The sequence below is a fragment of the Candidatus Pseudomonas auctus genome (assembly GCF_048654275.1).
GTDB classification, from domain to species: Bacteria; Pseudomonadota; Gammaproteobacteria; order Pseudomonadales; family Pseudomonadaceae; genus Aquipseudomonas; species Aquipseudomonas pharyngis.
This window is the reverse complement of record NZ_JBJYZK010000018.1, coordinates 1-19,054: the sequence shown is the minus strand read 5'-3', so window position 1 is coordinate 19,054 and position 19,054 is coordinate 1. Positions and strand designations below refer to the sequence as shown.

Here is a 19,054-nt window from a genome sequence, read left to right as displayed (position 1 = left end):
CTACCTCAGCTTCAGGGTGGCAAGGCCGATCAGCACGAGAATCACGGTGATGATCCAGAAACGGACGATCACGCGCGGCTCGGGCCAGCCCTTGAGTTCAAAGTGGTGGTGAATCGGTGCCATGCGGAACACACGGCGACCGGTCAGCTTAAAGGAGGCAACCTGAATGACGACTGACAGGGTTTCCATCACGAACACACCGCCCATGATGAACAGGACGATTTCCTGACGGACGATCACCGCGATGGTGCCCAGGGCCGCGCCCAGCGCCAGTGCGCCGACGTCGCCCATGAAGACTTGTGCCGGGTAGGTGTTGAACCACAGGAAGCCCAGGCCGGCACCGATCAGTGCGCCGCAGAACACGATCAGCTCGCCTGCGCCCGGTACGTAAGGAATCAGCAGGTATTCCGCGAATTTCACGTTACCCGACAGGTAGCAGAAGATGCCCAGACCACCGCCCACCATCACTGTCGGCATGATCGCCAGACCGTCGAGGCCGTCGGTGAGGTTGACCGCGTTGCTCGAGCCAACGATCACAAAGTACGTCAGCACGATGAAACCCGCGCCCAGCGGAATGCTGTAGTCCTTGAGCATCGGCAGGATCAGGGTGGTTTCCACCGGAGTGCTGGCAGTCATATAAAGGAAGATCGCCGCACCGAGGCCGAACACCGACTGCCAGAAATATTTCCAGCGGCTCGGCAGGCCACGGGAGTTCTTCTCGATCACCTTGCGGTAGTCGTCGACCCAGCCGATGGCGCCGAACAGCAGGGTCACCAGCAGCACGACCCACACGTAGCGGTTGCTCAGGTCAGCCCAAAGCAGAGTGCTGACTCCGATCGAAGACAGAATCAGCGCACCGCCCATGGTCGGCGTACCGGATTTGGACAGGTGCGATTGCGGGCCGTCGTTACGAACGGACTGGCCGATCTGACGGTTCTGCAGGGTGCGGATCATCCACGGGCCGTAGCACAGCGACAAGACCAGCGCGGTCAGCACACCGAGGATCCCGCGCAGGGTCAGGTACTGGAAGACCGCGAAGCCTTTGTAGAACTGTTGCAGATACTCCGCTAGCAGCAGCAGCATTAATGTTTCTCCAGACTGGACCCGCACAGGGCCGCAACGATGTTTTCCATCGCTGCGCTGCGCGAACCCTTGATCAAAATGGTGGTGTTTGTGTCCTGCTCGGCGCCGAGGGCCTGGATCAGTTCGGCTTGTGTGCCGAAGTGCTGCGCCTCGTTACCGAATGCGTTCACGGCGTGGACCATGTTCGGCCCGACAGCGTAAAGCGCGGAAACCTTGCCCCGGGCGTATTCGCCCACGTCGCGGTGCCCCTGCTCCGCCCAGTCGCCCAACTCGCCGATATCCCCGAGCACCAGAACGGTGCGACCGGAAAAGCCGGCGAGTATATCAACGGCCGCGCACATCGAGGTGGGGTTCGCGTTGTAAGTGTCATCGATCACGCGCATGCCGTTTTTCGCCAGTTGCGCGACGGTGCGACCCTTGACCGGTTGTACCGCGCCAAGCCCGGTGGCAATGCCGAACAGCGACACGCCCAAGGCGTGAGCGGCAGCGGCGGCGGCCATGGCGTTGGCGACGTTGTGGGTGCCGAGCAGGTTCAGTTGAACCCGTTCCATACCTTCAGGAGTGTGAAGGTTGAACGCCGGACAACCACGGGCATCGGTGGCCAGATCGCTGGCGTAAAAATCCGCATGAGTGTTGCTCAGGGCAAACGTCAGCACCTTGCGCGCGCCGGCGCGGGTTTTCCAGATACCAAACGCCTTGTCATCGAGGTTCAGCACGGCGACGCCATCGGCCGCCAGCCCGTCGATGATCTCGCCCTTGGCTTCGACGATTTTCTCCGGCCCGCCGAACTCACCGACGTGGGCGGTCCCGGCGTTGTTGAGGATCGCTACGTGCGGCTTGGTCAGCCCTACGGTGTAGGCGATTTCACCCAGACGCGAGGCGCCCAGTTCGATCACCGCCGCGCTGTGTTCCGGGGCGAGTTCGAGCAGGGTCAGCGGCGCACCCAGATCGTTATTCAGGTTGCCACGGGTCGCCAGCACCGGACCGCGTGTGCGCAGGATGCTTGCGAGCATTTCCTTGACCGTGGTCTTGCCACTGGAGCCGGTAACCGCAGCGACCGGTTTGGTGAACGCGGCACGGTTCAAGGCACCCAGCTGGCCGAGCGCCTGGCGAGTGTCCTTGACCAGCAATTGCGGCAGCGTGCTGTCGGCGACTTCGCGCTCGACCAATGCCGCAACGGCGCCTTTGGCGGCGACTTCATTCAGATAGTCATGACCGTCGAAACGCGGGCCGGTCAGGGCGATAAACAGTTGGCCAGCCTTGATCGCGCGGCTGTCGATGCTCACGCCGTCAAAACTGGCGTCGGCGCTGATCAGGCGGGCGTCGAGCGCGCTGGTCAGCTCGCTGAGTTTCAGGGCCTTAAGCATGGGCCACCTCCCACGCGGTCAGGGCGTGATCCGCCTCGACCAGATCAGAGAATGCATGGCGCTCGCCGTTGATTTCCTGATAGTCCTCGTGACCTTTGCCGGCCAGAACGATCACGTCATCCGCCGAAGCGCCGGCAATCAGTTGCGCGATGGCCTGGCCACGACCGGCCACGAACGTCACCTTGTCCACAGCCGTGAAGCCGGCGCGGATATCATCGAAAATCACCGCCGGGTCTTCGGTGCGCGGATTGTCATCGGTGACCAGCACGCGGTCGGCCAGACGCTCGACCACTTCAGCCATCAACGGACGCTTGCCGCGATCGCGATCACCGCCGCAGCCGAACAGACACAGCAATTGGCCTTTGACATGCGGGCGCAGTGCGGTCAGCACTTTTTCCAGGGCATCCGGAGTGTGGGCGTAATCGACCACCACCAGCGGCTGGGTGCCGCCGCCGAGACGCTGCATGCGACCGGCCGGGCCTTCGAGCTTTGGCAGCACCTTGAGAATTTCGTCGAGGGCGTAATCGAGACCGAGCAATGCACCGACGGCGGCCAGTACGTTGCTCAGATTGAAACGGCCGAGCAGCGTGCTGCGCAGATGGCGTTCGCCTTGCGGCGTGACCAGCGTGGCGCGCACGCCTTCGTCGTCGAACTGCGCTTCACGCACATAGAGATAGGCGCTGCTGTCGAGCAGGCTGTAAGTGATCAAACGTGACTCGCGCTTTTCAGCGGCCAGTTGCCGGCCGAAATCGTCGTCGAGATTGACCACGCGGCACTTCAGGTCATTCCAGGCGAACAGCCGGGCCTTTGCCTCGGCGTACGCTTCCATGGTGCCGTGGTAATCGAGGTGATCACGGGACAGGTTGGTCATCACTGCCACATCGAATGCCAGCGCGGTAACCCGGCCTTGATCCAGACCGTGGGACGAGACTTCCATGGCCACGGCTTTGGCGCCGGCCTTTTTCAGGTCGCCCAAGGTCGCTTGCATGGCAATCGGATTCGGCGTGGTGTGCAGGCCGCTTTGCAGCGCGCCATGAAAACCGGAGCCGAGGGTGCCGACGATGCCGCAATGCTGGCCGAGCAAGTCCAGCGCCTGCGCCACCAACTGGGTCACGCTGGTCTTGCCGTTGGTGCCGGTCACGCCGATCAGGTTCAGGTGATGACTCGGCTCACCGTAAAAACGCCCGGCGATGTCAGACAGTTGCGCCGCCAGGCCCTTGACCGGAATCAGCGGAACTTCGGTGATCGGCAGCACGGTGGCGCCTTCCACTTCATAGGCCACCGCAGCAGCACCGCGCTGCAAGGCGTCGGCGATGTGCGCACGCCCGTCGAACTTACCGCCCGGCACCGCGAGGAACAGATCACCCGCGCGTACATTGCGACTGTCGAGCGCCAGTTCACGGATCAACAGATCATGGCCGGCGTGGGGGAAAATCTTGTTCAGACTCAGAGACATCAGCCGCGCCCTCCATTGGCTTTCAGCGGAACGACCGGGGTGGCGTTGGCCTGTTGTGTGGTCGGCAGGTTGTCCGGGGTAACGTTCATCAGGCGCAGGGTGCCCGACATCACGCGGCTGAACACCGGCGCCGAGACCAGACCACCGAAGTAACCGGCCTTGGTCGGTTCATCGATCACCACGACGATTGCATAACGTGGATCGCTCATCGGGCCGAAACCGGCGAACAGCGAGCGGTAAGAGTTTTCGGCATAGCCCTTGGTGCCAACCGATGTTTTACGCGCGGTACCGGACTTGCCGCCCACGTGATACGCCGGCACCTGCGCACGGAACACGCCGCGCGGGGCTTCGATCACTTGTTGCAGCATGCCTTGCATGGTTTTGGCGACGGCTTCCGGCAGCACCTGGGTGGTCTGCGGCGCCTTGTCGGTTTTGATCAGGGTCAGTGGTGCCAGACGCCCGTTATTGGCCAGCGCCGAGAACGCATGCACCAGCTGGATCGCGGTCACCGAGATGCCGTAGCCGTAGGACAGCGTCGCGGTCTCGGCCTTGCGCCACTCGCGGTAGTTCGGCAGGTTGCCGACACGTTCGCCCGGGAAGCCGAGGCCGGTGTCCTGGCCGAGGCCAACTTTCTGTGCGAGGCGGAAAATGGTTTCGCCGCCGATATCGAACGCGACCTTACTCATGCCGACGTTACTGGAATTGATCAGAATGCCGGTCAGGTCGAGCACCGGACCTTCGGTCTTCGACACGTCCTTGATCGTGTATTTGCCGATCTGCAGGGAGCCCGGATACACCTCGACGGTGTCGCTCGGTTTCCAGCGGCCGGTTTCGATCGCGGCGCTCATCGAGATCGCTTTCATGGTCGAACCGGGTTCGAACACATCGATCATCGCGCGGTTACGCATCATCGCCGGTTGCAGGTTGCGACGGTTGTTCGGGTTGTAGGTCGGCTGGTTGACCATGGCGAGGATCTCGCCGGTCTTCACGTCCATGATCACCAGACTGCCGGCTTTCGCACCGTTCTCAATGATCGCGTTGCGCAGTTCGCGGTTGGCCAGGTATTGCAGGCGCAGGTCAATCGACAACGCCAAGGGCTTGCCGGCCTTGGCGTTTTTGGTGACCTGGACATCCTTGATCAGCCGTCCACGCCGATCCTTGATGACTTGCCGCTTGCCGGGTACGCCGGCCAGCCATTCGTCGTAGGCCAGTTCGACACCTTCACGACCGTGGTCATCGATGTCGGTGAACCCGACCATGTGCGCGGTGACTTCACCGGCCGGGTAGAACCGGCGGAACTCTTCGATGCCGTAGACGCCCGGCACTTTCAGGTCGAGCACGGCCTGGCCCTGCTCGGGGGTCAACCCGCGCACCAGATAAATGAATTCCTTGTTGGCCTGGGCTTCGAGGCGTTCGGCCAAGGCTTTAGGATCCTGCCCCAGCGCGGCGGCCAGTGCCGGCCACTTCTCTTTGGCGGTCTGCATTTCCTTGGCGTTGGCCCACAGCGTGGTCACCGGGGTACTCACGGCCAGCGGCTCGCCGTTACGGTCGGTGATCAGACCACGGTGAGCCGGAATAGGAATGTGCCGAAGACTGCGCGCGTCGCCCTGGCCTTTGAGGAAGTCACGGTCAACCACTTGCAGGTCGATGATGCGCCAGCAGATCGCCGCGACCATCACGCCGAGCAGTGCCACCATCAGACGGAAACGCCATGGGAAAAGAGCCCCCTCGAGTTTCATCATGGCGCCACCATCTTCACGTCAGCCGCGCCGGGAATGTGCATCTTCAGTTGTTCGGTGGCCAGCACTTCGATCCGGCTGTGGGCGGTCCAGGTGCTTTGCTCCAGGATCAGGCGCCCCCATTCGGCCTGCGCCTTGTCGCGCACGCTCAGTTCGTTGTAAAGGGTGTTGAGCAACTGCCGGTTCCAGTGAGCGCTGTAAGACACGCCGATGGCCGACACGAGCACGCCGATGAACAACAGCAGCATGAAAAAGCTGCCGCCGGGCAGTGGCTTGGCGAAAAGCTTGCTCACCGCAGCTTCTCCGCGACGCGCATGACGGCGCTACGGGAACGTGGGTTGGCTTTGAGTTCGGCGTCGGAGGCCGTCTGCGCTTTGCCATGGACTTTGATTTTCGGTTCGAACGCAACATGGCGAACCGGCAGGTTGCGCGGCAGGTTGTCGGCTTCGCCTTTCACCAGCTTGCGCATGAACAGTTTGACGATACGGTCTTCCAGCGAGTGGAAGCTGATCACGACCAGACGACCGCCCACTTCCAGGCATTCGAGCGCGGCTTCAAGACCCGCTTCCAGATCGCCCAGTTCGTTGTTGACGTGAATGCGCAGGCCCTGGAAAGCGCGAGTTGCCGGGTTCTTGCCCTTTTCCCACGCCGGGTTGGCGACTTTCAGGACTTCGGCCAGATCGGCGGTGCGCTCGAACGGCGTGATGTCACGACGTTCGGCCACGGCACGGGCCATGCGACCGGAGAAGCGTTCTTCGCCGTATTCCTTGAACACACGGGCGATTTCTTCCACGGGCGCGGTGTTGACGAACTCGGCGGCGCTGATGCCACGGGACGGATCCATGCGCATGTCCAGCGGACCGTCGTTGAGGAAGCTGAAGCCGCGCTCGGCATCATCGAGCTGCGGCGAAGACACGCCCAGATCCAGCAGAATGCCGCTGACCTTGCCGGCCAGACCCTGTTCGGCAACCACCGAACCGAGCTCGGCAAAGCTGCGCTGCACAACGACAAAGCGGCCGTCTTCGGCCGCTAGCGTTTGCCCGGTGGCAATCGCTTGAGGATCCTTGTCGAATCCGATGAGCCGACCATCCGGCCCGAGCTTGCTCAGGATCAACCGGCTGTGCCCGCCGCGACCGAACGTGCCGTCCAGATAGCAGCCATCAGGACGTACGGCGAGAGCCTCGACGGCTTCGTCAAGCAGTACGGTGATGTGGTTAAAGCCGCTATCAATAGTCACAGGATCAGATCACGCAGTTCGTCAGGCATGGCGCCCGGTTGTTGTATGGCAGCCAGGTCAGCGGCAGAAACCGCGTTCCAGGCATCTTCGTCCCACAGTTGGAACTTGTTCAGTTGGCCCACCAGCATCGCGCGCTTGTCGAGCTTCGCGTATTCGCGCAGGCGCGGCGGCACCAGGAAACGACCACTGCCGTCGAGCTCGAGGTCAACGGCATTACCAATCAATAAACGTTGCAGACGACGGTTCTCTTCGCGAAGCGAAGGAAGCGCGCGCAACTTGGTTTCAATAATTTCCCACTCATCGAGCGGGTAGACACACAAACATGGATCAACGGCATCAATGGTCACGATCAACTGGCCAGAGCTGCGCGAATCGAGCTCGTCACGGTACCGGCTCGGCATGGCGAGACGGCCCTTTGCATCGAGACTGATAGCGTTAGCTCCGCGAAACACGTCTGCGTTTCTCCAATTTTTATCGTTTTGAGCTCAAAAAACCCACTTCATGCCACTTTCCGCCACTTGCGCACACTATAGGAATGCGCCCACCACACCGTCAAGGCGCGGATTAAAGGAAAACCCTTACAGAACGGAGATTTAGGAGCATAAAAGGAGGAGCAACGAGAATCTGGCGGATGCTTTTATCCAATAACTTGAAGCAGCACTGAAAGCTGCGCTCGAAAGTTAAAGTAATTTGTTAAGAGTAAGATTTTTTCGGTATTACAAAAGCGCTTCTGCTGTTGATTGAAGCAAGGTGGGAAATGGCTATTACTGCGTTTGCCGCTGCCAGGTTTCCAGCGCAGGCCTGCTGATAATAAACAGCCCTGTCGCCTTTAATTCAAGCAGGGAAAAGAAAAAGGTGGAGAGTCGATCTGTAAGCCGGGTTCTGTCTTGAACAGTCATTCGTCTACGATGGCCATCACTGGACATCTTTAGCAACCTACCCGGTCCCAGCGCGGGCCACGCCTTGGGACCCTATTTGGTCTTGCTCCAAGTGGGGTTTACCTAGCCACGAACTGTTGCCAGACGTGCGGTGCGCTCTTACCGCACCTTTTCACCCTTACCGGCGCCGAAGCGCTTAGGCGGTTATTTTCTGTGGCACTTTCCGTAGGCTCACGCCTCCCAGGCATTACCTGGCACTTCGCCCTATGGAGCCCGGACTTTCCTCCCCCCCCTAATTTTCATAGAGGGCAGCGACTGTCCGATCGACTCTCCGCCGCGCAGGTTAACGGCAGAGCGGCCGAAGAACAAGCGCTAATAGCCCGCAAACCGGTCTGCGCGACGGGTTACGCGTCTTTTTGCTGATCCAGCGCCACCTGGTACAGCACGTTTTTGCGCTCACCGGTGATTTGCGCCGCCAAGGCCGCCGCACGCTTGAGCGGCATCTCTTCCAGCAACAGATTGAGGATGCGCATCGCCTCGCTGCTGACGGCGTCTTCGGATTCCGGCGCGGTCCAGCCCGCCACTACCACAACGCATTCGCCGCGCTGCTGATTACTGTCCGCCTCGACGAACGCCCGCAACTCGCTCAACGGCAATCCCTTGAGGGTTTCAAAGGTCTTGGTGATTTCACGAGCGAGCAATGCAGGGCGATCAGCGCCGAATACCGCCTCCATATCCTGCAGGCATTCCAGAATACGATGCGGCGCCTCGTAGAAAATCAGTGTGCGCGGTTCTTCCTTGATGGCTTCCAGACGCGCTTTGCGCCCCACGGCCTTGGCCGGCAGAAAGCCTTCGAAGATAAAACGGTCGGACGGCAGACCGGCAGCCGACAACGCCGCGATCAATGCGCACGCACCTGGCACCGGCACCACATTGATCCCCGCAGCACGCGCCTGACGTACCAAGTGATAACCGGGATCGGAAATCAGCGGCGTACCGGCATCGGAAATCAGCGCGACGTTGTCTCCTGCCAGAAGACGGGTGATGAAACGACTGCCTTCGTCCCGCTCATTGTGCTCATGACAGGCTGCCAGCGGCGTGGTAATGCCGAAGTGCTGCATCAGGCGTTGGGAGTGGCGCGTATCTTCGGCGGCGATCAGCGCCACCTCGCGCAGGATCTTCAACGCCCGGGCGCTGATGTCATCCAGGTTGCCGATGGGCGTCGCCACCACATAAAGCGAGCCCGCAGCGGAATTCAAAGGACCTGGAGCAGTCAAAGCGCACACCTCATGATCGGTAAAAGCCGCCATTGTAGCGCGTCGTGCGCCGGACGATGCGTCCGGGTCGGACACGGTTTGTCGCACCATTGTGAGGCTGCGCACTCTTTGTATCAGCTAAATTGACGGTTTCACGCCAGTAACATCGCGCCCCGGCCAGTGCTTGGGTACAATTCGACGCTAATTTGATCGAGTATCAGGAACACTTACATGATCGCTTGCCTGCGGCTGTTCACTGCCCTCTGCCTCGCTGCCTTGTTGGCGGCTTGCGCCAGCTCCCCTTCCTCCAGCCTTGGCGAACTTCCACGGACCCCGGATGCCACCATCGAGCAACTGCTCGAACAGGCTGCCCAGGCCAAATCGCCGGACAAGGCTGCGCTGCTGCGCCTGAGCGCGGCAGATATGGCGTACCGCCAGGGCAATGCCGGACAGTCCGCGCAAATCCTGCAGCAAGTGCCGATGGAACAACTCCAGCCCGGCCAGCAGGCCTTCGCCAGCACGCTGTCTGCAGAACTGGCCATGACCCGCAACCAGCCGAAAGCCGCGCTGACCGCCCTGAGCCACCCAAGCCTGCAACGCCTGAGCGAAATGTCCGTACCGCTGCAAGTTCGCGCCGGCACCGTTCACGCCCGCGCCCTTGAAGCCGACGGCCAGACCCTGGCGGCCGCCCGCGAACGCATCTTCATCGCGCCGATGCTGGAAGGCGAAGCCGCCAGCAAGAACCACGAAGCGATCTGGACCCTGATTGCGTCGCTGCCGGCCGATCAACTGCAAGCGAACACCACCGATGATCTTGGCGGCTGGATGAGCCTGGCTCTGGCAGTGAAAACCGCCGGCACCCTGGAGCAACAGCAAGCCGCCATCGACAACTGGCGCAACCAGCATCCGAAACACCCAGCTGCAATCAACCTGCCGCTGCCCCTGACCAAACTCAAGGAGCTGGCCAGCCAGCCTCTGAGCAAGATTGCCCTGCTGTTGCCACAGGACGGCCAGTTGGCCTCGGTCGGCAAGGCCCTGCGTGACGGCTTCATGGCCGCGCACTATCAGGCTCAGCAAGCCGGCCAGAAACCACCGGCCATCGAATTCTATGACAGCTCGAAACTGACCAACCTCGACGAGTTCTACCGCAAGGCCCAGGCCGATGGCGTGCAACTGGTCGTCGGCCCGCTGGAGAAGCCGCTGGTCAAACAGCTGAGCACTCGCCCGCAATTGCCGATCACCACCCTCGCCCTGAACTACAGCGAAGGCGATCAAGGCCCGGCGCAGCTGTTCCAGTTCGGTCTGGCCGCTGAAGACGAAGCCCGCGAAGTCTCCCGCCGCGCCCGTGCCGACGGCCTGCATCGCGCCGCCATCATGGTGCCGAAAGGCGAATGGGGCGACCGCGTCCTGCGTGCCTTCAGCCAGGACTGGCAAGCCAACGGCGGCAGCATTGTCGCCACCGAGCGCGTCGACCAGCCGGTGCAACTGGCCCAGCAGATCGCCGACATGTTCCAGCTGCGTCAAAGCGAAGCCCGCGCGAAGAGCCTGCAGAATGCCGCCGGCACCAACGTTGCCGCCCAGCCTTCGCGTCGCCAGGACATCGAATTCATCTTCCTCGCCGCCACCCCACAGCAGGCGCAGCAGATCAAGCCGACCCTGAACTTCCAGTACGCCGGTGACGTGCCGGTCTACGCGACCTCCCACGTGTTCAGCGCCAGCGGCGACGTGAACCAGTACAACGACATGAACGGCGTGCGCTTCTGCGAAACCCCGTGGCTGCTGGAAACCAGCGATCCGCTGCGCCAGCAGGTCACCGCGCAATGGCCACAAGCCGCCGGCAGCCTGGGCCGCCTGTACGCGATGGGCGTTGATGCGTATCGTCTGGCGCCACGCCTGGATCAGCTCAAGGCACTGCCGGACAGCCGTATCGAAGGTCAGTCGGGCAGCCTGGGCATGACCCAGTCCCAGCGCGTTGTGCGTCAGTTGCCATGGGCGCAGTTCGTCAGCGGTCAGATTCAGCGCCTGCCGGACACTCCACGCTGATGCCCGACAGGTCACACCTGCAAAGCGGCAAGGATGCCGAGCGCCAGGCGCTCGAGCATCTGCAACACCAGGGTCTGCGCCTGCTGGCGCAGAACTGGTTATGCAAGCGCGGTGAGCTTGATCTGGTCATGCTTGATGGCGATACAGTAGTATTCGTCGAAGTCCGTTACCGAAAGAACACTCAATGGGGTGGCGCACTCGACAGCATCGACGAGCGCAAACAGCAGAAACTGATTTTCGCCGCACAGTATTTTCTTCAGCGCGAGTCGCGTTGGGCCAATTCCCCCTGCCGCTTCGACGTGGTGGCCATCGACAGCCGCCACGGTCAGCTGAACTGGTTGCAGAATGCGTTCGACAGTTGACCGCCTGCTCCGACCCGGACACTTTCACTCAACACTTTTGCTCTTTGCTTTGCGGGCTGCACATTCACGTGCCGGACAGCCGCGCTAATTAAGGTCACACAGATGGACATGCAATCCCGAATTCGCCAGCTTTTCCAGGCCAGCATCGACACCAAGCAACAGGCGATGGACGTACTTGCACCGCACATCGAGCAAGCCAGCCAGGTGATGGTCAACGCCCTGCTCAACGAGGGAAAAATGCTCTCGTGCGGCAACGGCGGCTCGGCCGGCGATGCCCAGCACTTCTCCTCGGAACTGCTCAACCGCTTCGAGCGTGAGCGTCCTAGCCTGCCAGCCATCGCACTGACCACCGACAGTTCGACCATCACCTCGATCGCCAACGACTACAGCTACAACGAAGTGTTCTCCAAGCAGATCCGCGCACTCGGCCAGCCGGGTGACGTGCTGCTGGCAATTTCGACCAGCGGCAACTCGGCGAACATTATTCAGGCGATCCAGGCCGCACATGATCGCGAAATGATTGTCGTAGCATTGACCGGACGCGATGGCGGCGGCATGGCTTCGCTGCTGCTGCCCGAAGACGTCGAGATTCGCGTACCGGCCAATGTCACCGCACGTATTCAGGAAGTCCACTTGCTGGCGATCCATTGCCTTTGCGATCTGATCGACAGCCAACTGTTCGGGAGTGAAGAATGACCCCTAATCGCCTTGGCCTTCTGGCCTTGACCCTGTGCCTCGGCATCAGCGGCTGCACCTCTGTGGTGAATGCCAGCCGTGAAGCGCCGATCGAAGACGACCGCGGCACCCGCACTTTCGGCAGCAAGATCGATGACTCGCTGATCGAAACCAAAGTCGGCGTTAACGTGGCCAAGACCGATCCGGCCCTGGACAACGACTCGCACATCGTCGTCACCAGCTTCAACGGCGTTGTGCTGCTGGCCGGTCAGACCCCGCGCGCGGACCTCAAGGAGAAGGCCGAACAGGCCGCCGCCAACGTTCAGCGCGTGAAAAAGGTCCATAACGAACTGCAAGTGTTGCAGCCCTCCTCCCTGCTGGCCCGCCAGAACGATGCCTGGCTGACCACCAAGATCAAGACCCAGATGCTCACTGACGCCAGCATTCCTGGCTCGCGGATCAAGGTCGTGACCGAGAATGGCATTGTCTACCTGCTGGGACTGCTGACCAAACAGGAAGCCGCCCAGGCGACCAACCTGGTGCAGGGCGTTTCCGGTGTGCAGAAGATTGTGAAGCTGTTCGAGTACATCGACTGAGAACGACTTGCCCTCGGTGGCGCTTACGACAGCGCTATCGCGAGCAGGCTCGCTCCCACTGGCACAAAAAAGGCGATCCAACCGGATCGCCTTTTTTATTACTTCACCACTTTCAGGCTTGGCCGGCCGCTTGGGCGCGGCGGCTCGCTGTCCGGTGGCGGAACGTCGTCGTCCTGCTCGATCTCGTCCTCGTCATCCATCGGCGACTCGAGATCGAACACCATGCCCTGACCGTTTTCCCGGGCGTAGATGCCCAGGATTGCAGCAATAGGCACGTACAGACTATGCGGGACGCCGCCGAAGCGACCTTCGAAGGTCACAACGTCGTTGTCCATGTGCAAATGCCGCACGGCACTTGGCGAAATGTTCAGGACAATCTGCCCGTCGCTGGCAAATCCCTGTGGCACCTGCACCGCCGGGTACTCGGAATTGACCAGCATGTGCGGGGTGCAATCGTTATCTACAATCCACTCGTAGAGCGCGCGGACCAGATAAGGTCGACTGGAGTTCATAGCGGCTCCTTAAGCCTTAGCGCATGTCGCGTTCGACACCAGACAGACTCGCCTGGAATGCCTCACGCGCAAACTGACGCTCCATATAATCAAGCAGCGGCTTGGCCGGCCGCGGCAGTTCTATACCCAGAATCGGCAAACGCCAGAGTATTGGCAATAGGCAGCAATCCACCAGACTTTGTTCCTCACTGAGGAAAAACGGCTTGTCGGCAAACAGCGGCGACACGCCCGTCAGGCTTTCGCGCAATTCCTTGCGCGCCACGGCACGAGCCGCTTCCTTGGTGCGCGAATCCAGAATCAGATCCACCAGACCACACCAGTCGCGCTGAATACGATGAATCAGCAGACGGCTGTTGGCACGCGCCACCGGGTACACAGGCATCAACGGTGGATGCGGGTAACGCTCATCCAGATACTCCATCACCACGGTCGACTCCCACAACGCCAGGTCACGATCGACCAGCGTGGGCAGACTGCCGTAAGGGTTCACTTCAATCAGTTTAGGCGGCTGACGACCAGCCTCCACAAAAATGATTTCGGCGCTGACACCCTTCTCTGCAAGCACGATGCGCACTCGGTGGGAATAGTGGTCGGCGGGGTCGGAGTAACAGGCCAACCGATTGGTCACGCCCATGGCGATCCTCCTCGCTTGTTGAAATTGTCGGAGCCGGAAAAACGCGCGCGCCCAGAGGGCGCCTCCCGCAACCGTTGGATAACCAGGCGTTGCGTTTTCAGAGGCGCCCTTGGGCGCGCGCGATTAACAGCAATTGCTTGAAGCGTTATCAGTGCACGTCTTTCCAGTATTCACGCTTGAGCAGGTAGGCGAACACAAAGAAGAACGCCAGGTACAACAAGACGTAAGTACCGATGCGCTGATGTTGCAGCTTAACCGGGTTAGCCGAGTAAGCCAGGAAGGTTACCAGATTCTTGACCTTCTCATCGAACTGCTCTTCGTTGAGGGTTCCGGTTTTCGGCACGATGGTCAACTGATCGCACGCTTCATGAGTCAAAGGCGTACCGGTCAGCGGGTCATATTGCTTCTTGCCGTCTTCGACGATCTGTACCTGTTTGCAACCTACGACCTGACGACCTTGCAGGCCGACCAGCACGTTAGGCATGCCGACGTTCGGGAAGACCTTGTTGTTCACGCCCCATGGACGTGCAGGATCTTCGTAGAACGACTTGAGGTAACCGTAGAGCCAGTCGGTGCCGCGAACACGAGCCACCAGCGTCAGGTCCGGCGGCGCTGCGCCGAACCAGGTCTTGGCGTCGGCCGGCTGCATACCGATGTTCATGTGATCGCCGATCTTGGCGCCGGTGAACACCAGTTTTTCCAGCATCAGCTCGTGCGGAACACCGAGGTCATCGGCGACACGCTCGTAACGCTGAAACTTGGCACTGTGACAACCCATGCAATAGTTGGCGAACGTACGCGCACCATCCTGCAGGGCAGCCTTGTCGGAAACGTCGATGTCGACCTTTTCCAGTTCCGGACCACCGTGTTCGGCCGCGAAAGACAGCACTGGCAGAGCAGCAAAAATCAGAGCAAAAAATAACTTTTTCATCAGCCAGTCACCCTTTCCGGAACCGGTTTGGTCTTCTCGAGCCTGGTGTAGAACGGCATCAGAATGAAGTAGGCGAAGTACAGGAAGGTGCAGACCTGCGACAGCAGCGTACGGCCTGGCGTCGGGGCCAGAACGCCCAGAATGCCGAGGATCACGAACGAAATGCAGAACACCACCAGCCAGATCTTGCTCATCCAGCCTTTGTAGCGCATCGACTTGACCGGGCTGCGGTCCAGCCATGGCAGGACGAACAGCACCGCAATGGCCGCCCCCATGGCGATAACGCCCATGAGCTTGTCAGGGACCGCCCGCAAGATTGCGTAGAACGGTGTGAAGTACCAGACCGGTGCAATGTGCTCAGGGGTCTTGAACGGGTTGGCTTGCTCGAAGTTAGGCTTTTCGAGGAAGTAACCGCCCATTTCCGGGAAGAAGAACACAATGAAGCAGAAGATAAACAGGAACACCACGACGCCGACGATATCTTTCACGGTGTAGTACGGGTGGAAGGCGATGCCGTCCAGCGGGATACCGTTTTCATCTTTGTGCTTCTTGATGTCCACGCCGTCAGGGTTGTTCGAACCGACTTCGTGCAGCGCCAGGATGTGCAGCACCACCAGACCGAGAATCACGATCGGCAGCGCGACCACGTGCAGGGCGAAGAAGCGGTTCAGGGTGATCCCGGAAATCAGGTAGTCACCACGGATCCACTGGGTCAGGTCGTTGCCGATGACCGGAATCGCGCCGAACAGCGAGATGATCACCTGGGCACCCCAGTAGGACATCTGGCCCCACGGCAGCAGGTAACCCATGAAGGCTTCAGCCATCAGCGCCAGATAGATCAGCATGCCGAAGACCCACACCAGCTCACGCGGTTTCTGGTACGAACCGTAGAGCAGGCCACGGAACATGTGCAGATAGACCACGATGAAGAACGCCGAAGCGCCGGTGGAGTGCAGCAGACGCAGGATCGATCCGTACTCGACGTCGCGCATGATGTATTCGACGGAAGCGAACGCTTCTTCCGCCGACGGGGTGTAGCTCATGGTCAGCCAGACGCCGGTGACGATCTGGTTGACCAGAACGAGCAGCGCCAGCGAGCCGAAGAAATAGAAGAAGTTGAAGTTTTTTGGAGCGTAATACTTGCTGAGATGGTCTTCCCACATTTTGGTGGCGGGGAAGCGTGCATCAACCCAATCCATGAACTTGCTCATCACGCTTTCTCCGTATCGACGCCAATGACAATCAGGTCATCGGTCTCATAGGAATGCGGGGGTACTGGCAGGTTCAAAGGCGCAGGTTGCGACTTGTAGACGCGGCCAGCCAGATCGTAGTGGGAACCGTGGCAAGGGCAGAAATAACCGCCTACCCAGTCTTTGCCCAGATCCGCGGGTGCCACTTCGGGACGGAAGGTCGGTGAGCAACCCAGGTGAGTGCAGATCCCGATCAGCAGCAGGATTTCCGGCTTGATCGAGCGCACTTCAGGGTCGACATAAGTGGGTTGCGTGGAGTTTTTGGAGGTCGGATCGGAGAGTTGGCCTTCGATCTTTTTGAGATTCCCCAGGATTTCCTCGGTACGGCGGACAATGAACACCGGCTGGCCGCGCCATTCAGCAATCATCTGCTGTCCTGGCTCGATTTTGCTGACATTCACTTTCACCGGTGCTCCGGCAGCCTTCGCCTTGGCACTGGGAAACCATGACCCCACGAACGGGACCGCAGCCCCCACCGCTCCTGCAGCACCCACCACGGATGTGGCTGCTACCAAGAAGCGACGCCGGCCTGCATTCACGCCGTCATTGCTCATTCAGTCCTCTCCCATCAGCTTTGTGGCCTGTTAAATCAGGCGTCTACTAAATTGAAACTATGTACTTATAAAAATTTTGCCGAATGGTAATGAAAACCCCCAATTCTGACAAGGTAATTACCCGGAGGGCTGGCCCTCAAGCCTTGTAGTATAGGGGGTCTACGAATGTGGCAAGTTGTCACAGCGCAATTATTCAAGAAATCGCACGCATAAAAAAACGCCCGGTTCCGTGAGGAATCGGGCGTTCTTTTTGAACGTGGAAGCGAAATTAACGCTTCGAGTACTGCGGACGCTTACGCGCTTTACGCAGACCAACTTTCTTACGTTCAACTTCACGGGCGTCGCGAGTAACGAAGCCAGCTTTGCGCAGAGCGCCACGCAGGGTTTCGTCGTAGTCCATCAGAGCGCGAGTGATGCCGTGGCGAATTGCGCCAGCCTGACCACTTACACCACCACCGATGACGGTGACGTAGATGTCGAACTTCTCGACAGTCTCAGTCAGTTCCAGCGGCTGACGAACTACCATGCGGGCAGTTTCGCGACCGAAGAACGTGTCCAGGGAGCGGTTGTTGATGGAGATGTTACCAGTACCCGGACGCAGGAAAACGCGTGCGGTTGCGGTCTTGCGACGGCCAGTGCCGTAATTTTGAGTCGCCGACATAATGAACTATTCCGTTAAATCTTCAGTTCTTGGGGCTGCTGAGCAGTATGAGGGTGTGCAGCGCCCGCATAGACTTTCAGCTTACGGTACATGTCGCGACCCAGTGGGTTTTTAGGCAGCATGCCTTTAACCGCGGTCTCGATCACGCGCTCAGGGGCCTTGGCGATCAGCTTTTCAAAGTTGATCGACTTGATGCCGCCCGGGAAACCGGAGTGGGAGTAGTACATTTTGTCAGTGGTTTTAGCACCGGTAACACGGATCTGCTCGGCGTTGATTACGACGATGTAGTCGCCGGTGTCAACGTGAGGAGTGTACTCAGGCTTGTGCTTGCCACGCAGACGGCTCGCGATTTCGGTGGCCAGACGACCCAGGGTCTGACCAGCAGCGTCGACGACAAACCAGTCGCGCTTTACTGTTTCCGGTTTAGCAGTAAAAGTTTTCATTCTTTATAGCCTCAGGGGCCGCCTGTAAATAAGACGGCGGATCTTACTGAATAGTGCGTACTTTGACAAGTCAAAGGCAGCCGGATACAGACGCTTTCGGGGGCTCGGGTCGGCGCGTCCGTTCAACGGCAAGATTCTTCGGCGGCGGGGCATCACTTCCACTGCAGAAAGAGGTCGGCAATTATGCAGATTGCGAAAAAAATTTCAACCTGCTTTTATGCTTGTTTTGCCCAAGGAGCACCCGATGGACTATCGCCAGCTAGGCCGTACCGACCTGAACGTAAGTGCAATCTGCCTCGGCACCATGACCTGGGGCGAGCAAAACACTGAAGCTGAAGCCTTCGCCCAGATCGAACGGGCAAAAGAGGCCGGGATCAATTTCCTCGACACCGCCGAGATGTATCCGGTGCCACCGAAAGCCGACACCTACGCCACCACCGAGCGCTACATCGGCAATTACTTCAAGAGCCGCGGCGACCGCGCCGACTGGATCCTCGCCAGCAAGATCGCCGGCCCCGGCAACACCATCGACTACATCCGCGACAGGAACCTGCGCCACAATCGCCAGCACATCACCGAAGCGGTGGATGCCAGCCTCAAGCGCCTGCAGACCGACTACATCGACCTCTACCAGTTGCACTGGCCGGAGCGCAGCACCAACTTTTTCGGACAACTGGGCTACAAGCACCAGACCGAAGCCAACCTGACGCCGCTCGAAGACACCCTTGAGGCGCTCGATGAGCAAGTGAGGGCCGGCAAGATCCGCCACATCGGTCTTTCCAACGAAACGCCGTGGGGCACCATGCGTTTTCTCGCCCTGGCCGAAGCGCGGGGCTGGCCGCGCGCAGTGTCGATCCAGAACCCGTACAACCTGCTCAACCGCAGTTTTGAGATCGGCCTGGCAGAAATCGCCATCCGTGAACAGTGCGGCCTGCTCGCCTATTCGCCGCTGGCGTTCGGTTTCCTGTCGGGCAAGTACGAAGGTGGGGCGCGTCCGCCGAAAGGTCGCCTGAGCCTCTACAGCCGCTTCAGCCGCTATTTCAACCCGCAATCGGAAGCAGCATGCAGCCGCTATGTGGCACTGGCCCGTGAACATGGCCTGGATCCGGCGCAAATGGCCCTGGCGTTTGTAAATCAGCAACCGTTCGTCACCAGCAACATCATCGGCGCGACGACGCTGGAGCAACTGGACAGCAACATCGCCAGCTACGAGCTGAAACTGTCGAGGGAAGTGCTGGAAGGGATTGAAGCCATTCACAAGGATCATCCGAACCCGGCACCTTGATCAGCCGCTAGAAGCTTCGCGAGCAGGCTCGCTTGTATGTTTAGACTTGAAGGGGTGGGCGGGACTAAAAGCTCGATTCCGACTCTAGCCAG

At 60.0% G+C, this 19,054-nt stretch carries 20 protein-coding genes and 1 other RNA gene; 5 read left to right on the top strand and 16 right to left on the bottom strand.

Features of this window, described 5'->3' with window-relative positions:
• The 9 genes from mraY to rsmI all read right to left on the bottom strand — a co-directional run bounded on the left by mraY (position 1) and on the right by rsmI (position 9,070).
• Complete coding sequence (mraY, locus tag ACKUG4_RS25505) at positions 1-1,083, bottom strand: phospho-N-acetylmuramoyl-pentapeptide-transferase (RefSeq protein ID WP_007956769.1); 1,083 nt, start codon at positions 1,081-1,083, stop codon at positions 1-3.
• Positions 1,083-2,450, bottom strand: coding sequence for a UDP-N-acetylmuramoyl-tripeptide--D-alanyl-D-alanine ligase (locus ACKUG4_RS25500; protein ID WP_445435091.1), 1,368 nt, complete (start codon positions 2,448-2,450; stop codon positions 1,083-1,085). The genes mraY and ACKUG4_RS25500 overlap by 1 nt, the downstream gene beginning before the upstream one ends.
• Positions 2,443-3,906 (bottom strand): UDP-N-acetylmuramoyl-L-alanyl-D-glutamate--2,6-diaminopimelate ligase, encoded by a 1,464-nt coding sequence (locus ACKUG4_RS25495; RefSeq protein ID WP_163976425.1) that lies wholly within the window; start codon positions 3,904-3,906, stop codon positions 2,443-2,445. The genes ACKUG4_RS25500 and ACKUG4_RS25495 overlap by 8 nt, the downstream gene beginning before the upstream one ends.
• Positions 3,906-5,645, bottom strand: a complete 1,740-nt coding sequence (locus ACKUG4_RS25490; protein WP_170844883.1) for a peptidoglycan D,D-transpeptidase FtsI family protein — start codon at positions 5,643-5,645, stop codon at positions 3,906-3,908. Before ACKUG4_RS25490 ends, ACKUG4_RS25495 begins: the two co-directional genes overlap by 1 nt.
• Positions 5,645-5,938, bottom strand: a complete 294-nt coding sequence (ftsL, locus tag ACKUG4_RS25485; RefSeq protein WP_007956777.1) for a cell division protein FtsL — start codon at positions 5,936-5,938, stop codon at positions 5,645-5,647. Before ftsL ends, ACKUG4_RS25490 begins: the two co-directional genes overlap by 1 nt.
• A complete protein-coding gene (gene rsmH / locus ACKUG4_RS25480) occupies positions 5,935-6,882 on the bottom strand; it encodes a 16S rRNA (cytosine(1402)-N(4))-methyltransferase RsmH (RefSeq protein ID WP_039766256.1) in 948 nt (315 codons plus the stop codon). The genes ftsL and rsmH overlap by 4 nt, the downstream gene beginning before the upstream one ends.
• Entirely contained in the window at positions 6,879-7,334 is a 456-nt protein-coding gene (gene mraZ, locus ACKUG4_RS25475) for a division/cell wall cluster transcriptional repressor MraZ (RefSeq protein ID WP_007917012.1), read from the bottom strand. Before mraZ ends, rsmH begins: the two co-directional genes overlap by 4 nt.
• A 403-nt stretch (positions 7,335-7,737) precedes the next feature.
• Positions 7,738-8,091: RNase P RNA component class A (gene rnpB / locus ACKUG4_RS25470), an RNA gene on the bottom strand.
• 73 nt (positions 8,092-8,164) lie between these two features.
• On the bottom strand, positions 8,165-9,070 hold the full coding sequence (gene rsmI, locus ACKUG4_RS25465) for a 16S rRNA (cytidine(1402)-2'-O)-methyltransferase (RefSeq protein ID WP_085649196.1): 906 nt from the start codon (positions 9,068-9,070) through the stop codon (positions 8,165-8,167).
• A gap of 177 nt (positions 9,071-9,247) precedes the next feature.
• Here rsmI and ACKUG4_RS25460 point away from each other — a divergent pair, with 177 nt between their 5' ends.
• The 4 genes from ACKUG4_RS25460 (at position 9,248) to ACKUG4_RS25445 (ending at position 12,692) form a co-directional block, all read left to right on the top strand.
• Positions 9,248-11,059 (top strand): penicillin-binding protein activator, encoded by a 1,812-nt coding sequence (locus ACKUG4_RS25460; protein ID WP_064599306.1) that lies wholly within the window; start codon positions 9,248-9,250, stop codon positions 11,057-11,059.
• Positions 11,059-11,421, top strand: coding sequence for a YraN family protein (locus tag ACKUG4_RS25455; RefSeq protein ID WP_445435090.1), 363 nt, complete (start codon positions 11,059-11,061; stop codon positions 11,419-11,421). Before ACKUG4_RS25460 ends, ACKUG4_RS25455 begins: the two co-directional genes overlap by 1 nt.
• 102 nt (positions 11,422-11,523) lie before the next feature.
• Complete coding sequence (locus tag ACKUG4_RS25450; protein ID WP_007928463.1) at positions 11,524-12,117, top strand: phosphoheptose isomerase; 594 nt, start codon at positions 11,524-11,526, stop codon at positions 12,115-12,117.
• Positions 12,114-12,692, top strand: coding sequence for a BON domain-containing protein (locus ACKUG4_RS25445; protein ID WP_445435089.1), 579 nt, complete (start codon positions 12,114-12,116; stop codon positions 12,690-12,692). The genes ACKUG4_RS25450 and ACKUG4_RS25445 overlap by 4 nt, the downstream gene beginning before the upstream one ends.
• Positions 12,693-12,790: 98 nt before the next feature.
• Here the strand turns inward: ACKUG4_RS25445 and ACKUG4_RS25440 are convergent, their stop codons facing one another.
• The 7 genes from ACKUG4_RS25440 to rplM form a co-directional block, all read right to left on the bottom strand.
• Entirely contained in the window at positions 12,791-13,204 is a 414-nt protein-coding gene (locus ACKUG4_RS25440) for a ClpXP protease specificity-enhancing factor (RefSeq protein ID WP_007956787.1), read from the bottom strand.
• A 16-nt stretch (positions 13,205-13,220) separates the two neighbouring features.
• Positions 13,221-13,838 carry a glutathione S-transferase N-terminal domain-containing protein gene (locus ACKUG4_RS25435; protein ID WP_011335872.1) on the bottom strand — a complete coding sequence of 206 codons (618 nt, stop codon included), beginning with the start codon at positions 13,836-13,838 and terminating at the stop codon, positions 13,221-13,223.
• Positions 13,839-13,986: 148 nt separating this feature from the next.
• Positions 13,987-14,769: a cytochrome c1 gene (locus ACKUG4_RS25430; RefSeq protein WP_007956790.1), complete on the bottom strand. Its 783-nt coding sequence runs from the start codon at positions 14,767-14,769 to the stop codon at positions 13,987-13,989.
• A complete protein-coding gene (locus tag ACKUG4_RS25425; protein ID WP_007956792.1) occupies positions 14,769-15,980 on the bottom strand; it encodes a cytochrome b in 1,212 nt (403 codons plus the stop codon). Before ACKUG4_RS25425 ends, ACKUG4_RS25430 begins: the two co-directional genes overlap by 1 nt.
• A complete protein-coding gene (gene petA / locus ACKUG4_RS25420; protein WP_007917031.1) occupies positions 15,980-16,573 on the bottom strand; it encodes a ubiquinol-cytochrome c reductase iron-sulfur subunit in 594 nt (197 codons plus the stop codon). Before petA ends, ACKUG4_RS25425 begins: the two co-directional genes overlap by 1 nt.
• 268 nt (positions 16,574-16,841) lie before the next feature.
• Positions 16,842-17,234 (bottom strand): 30S ribosomal protein S9, encoded by a 393-nt coding sequence (gene rpsI / locus ACKUG4_RS25415; protein ID WP_039766266.1) that lies wholly within the window; start codon positions 17,232-17,234, stop codon positions 16,842-16,844.
• A gap of 14 nt (positions 17,235-17,248) precedes the next feature.
• Positions 17,249-17,677 (bottom strand): 50S ribosomal protein L13, encoded by a 429-nt coding sequence (rplM, locus tag ACKUG4_RS25410; RefSeq protein ID WP_003228062.1) that lies wholly within the window; start codon positions 17,675-17,677, stop codon positions 17,249-17,251.
• 244 nt (positions 17,678-17,921) lie between these two features.
• On the opposite strand from rplM, the gene ACKUG4_RS25405 reads away from it, so the two are divergent.
• Positions 17,922-18,962, top strand: a complete 1,041-nt coding sequence (locus ACKUG4_RS25405; RefSeq protein WP_445435088.1) for an NADP(H)-dependent aldo-keto reductase — start codon at positions 17,922-17,924, stop codon at positions 18,960-18,962.
• Positions 18,963-19,054 lie beyond the last annotated feature (92 nt).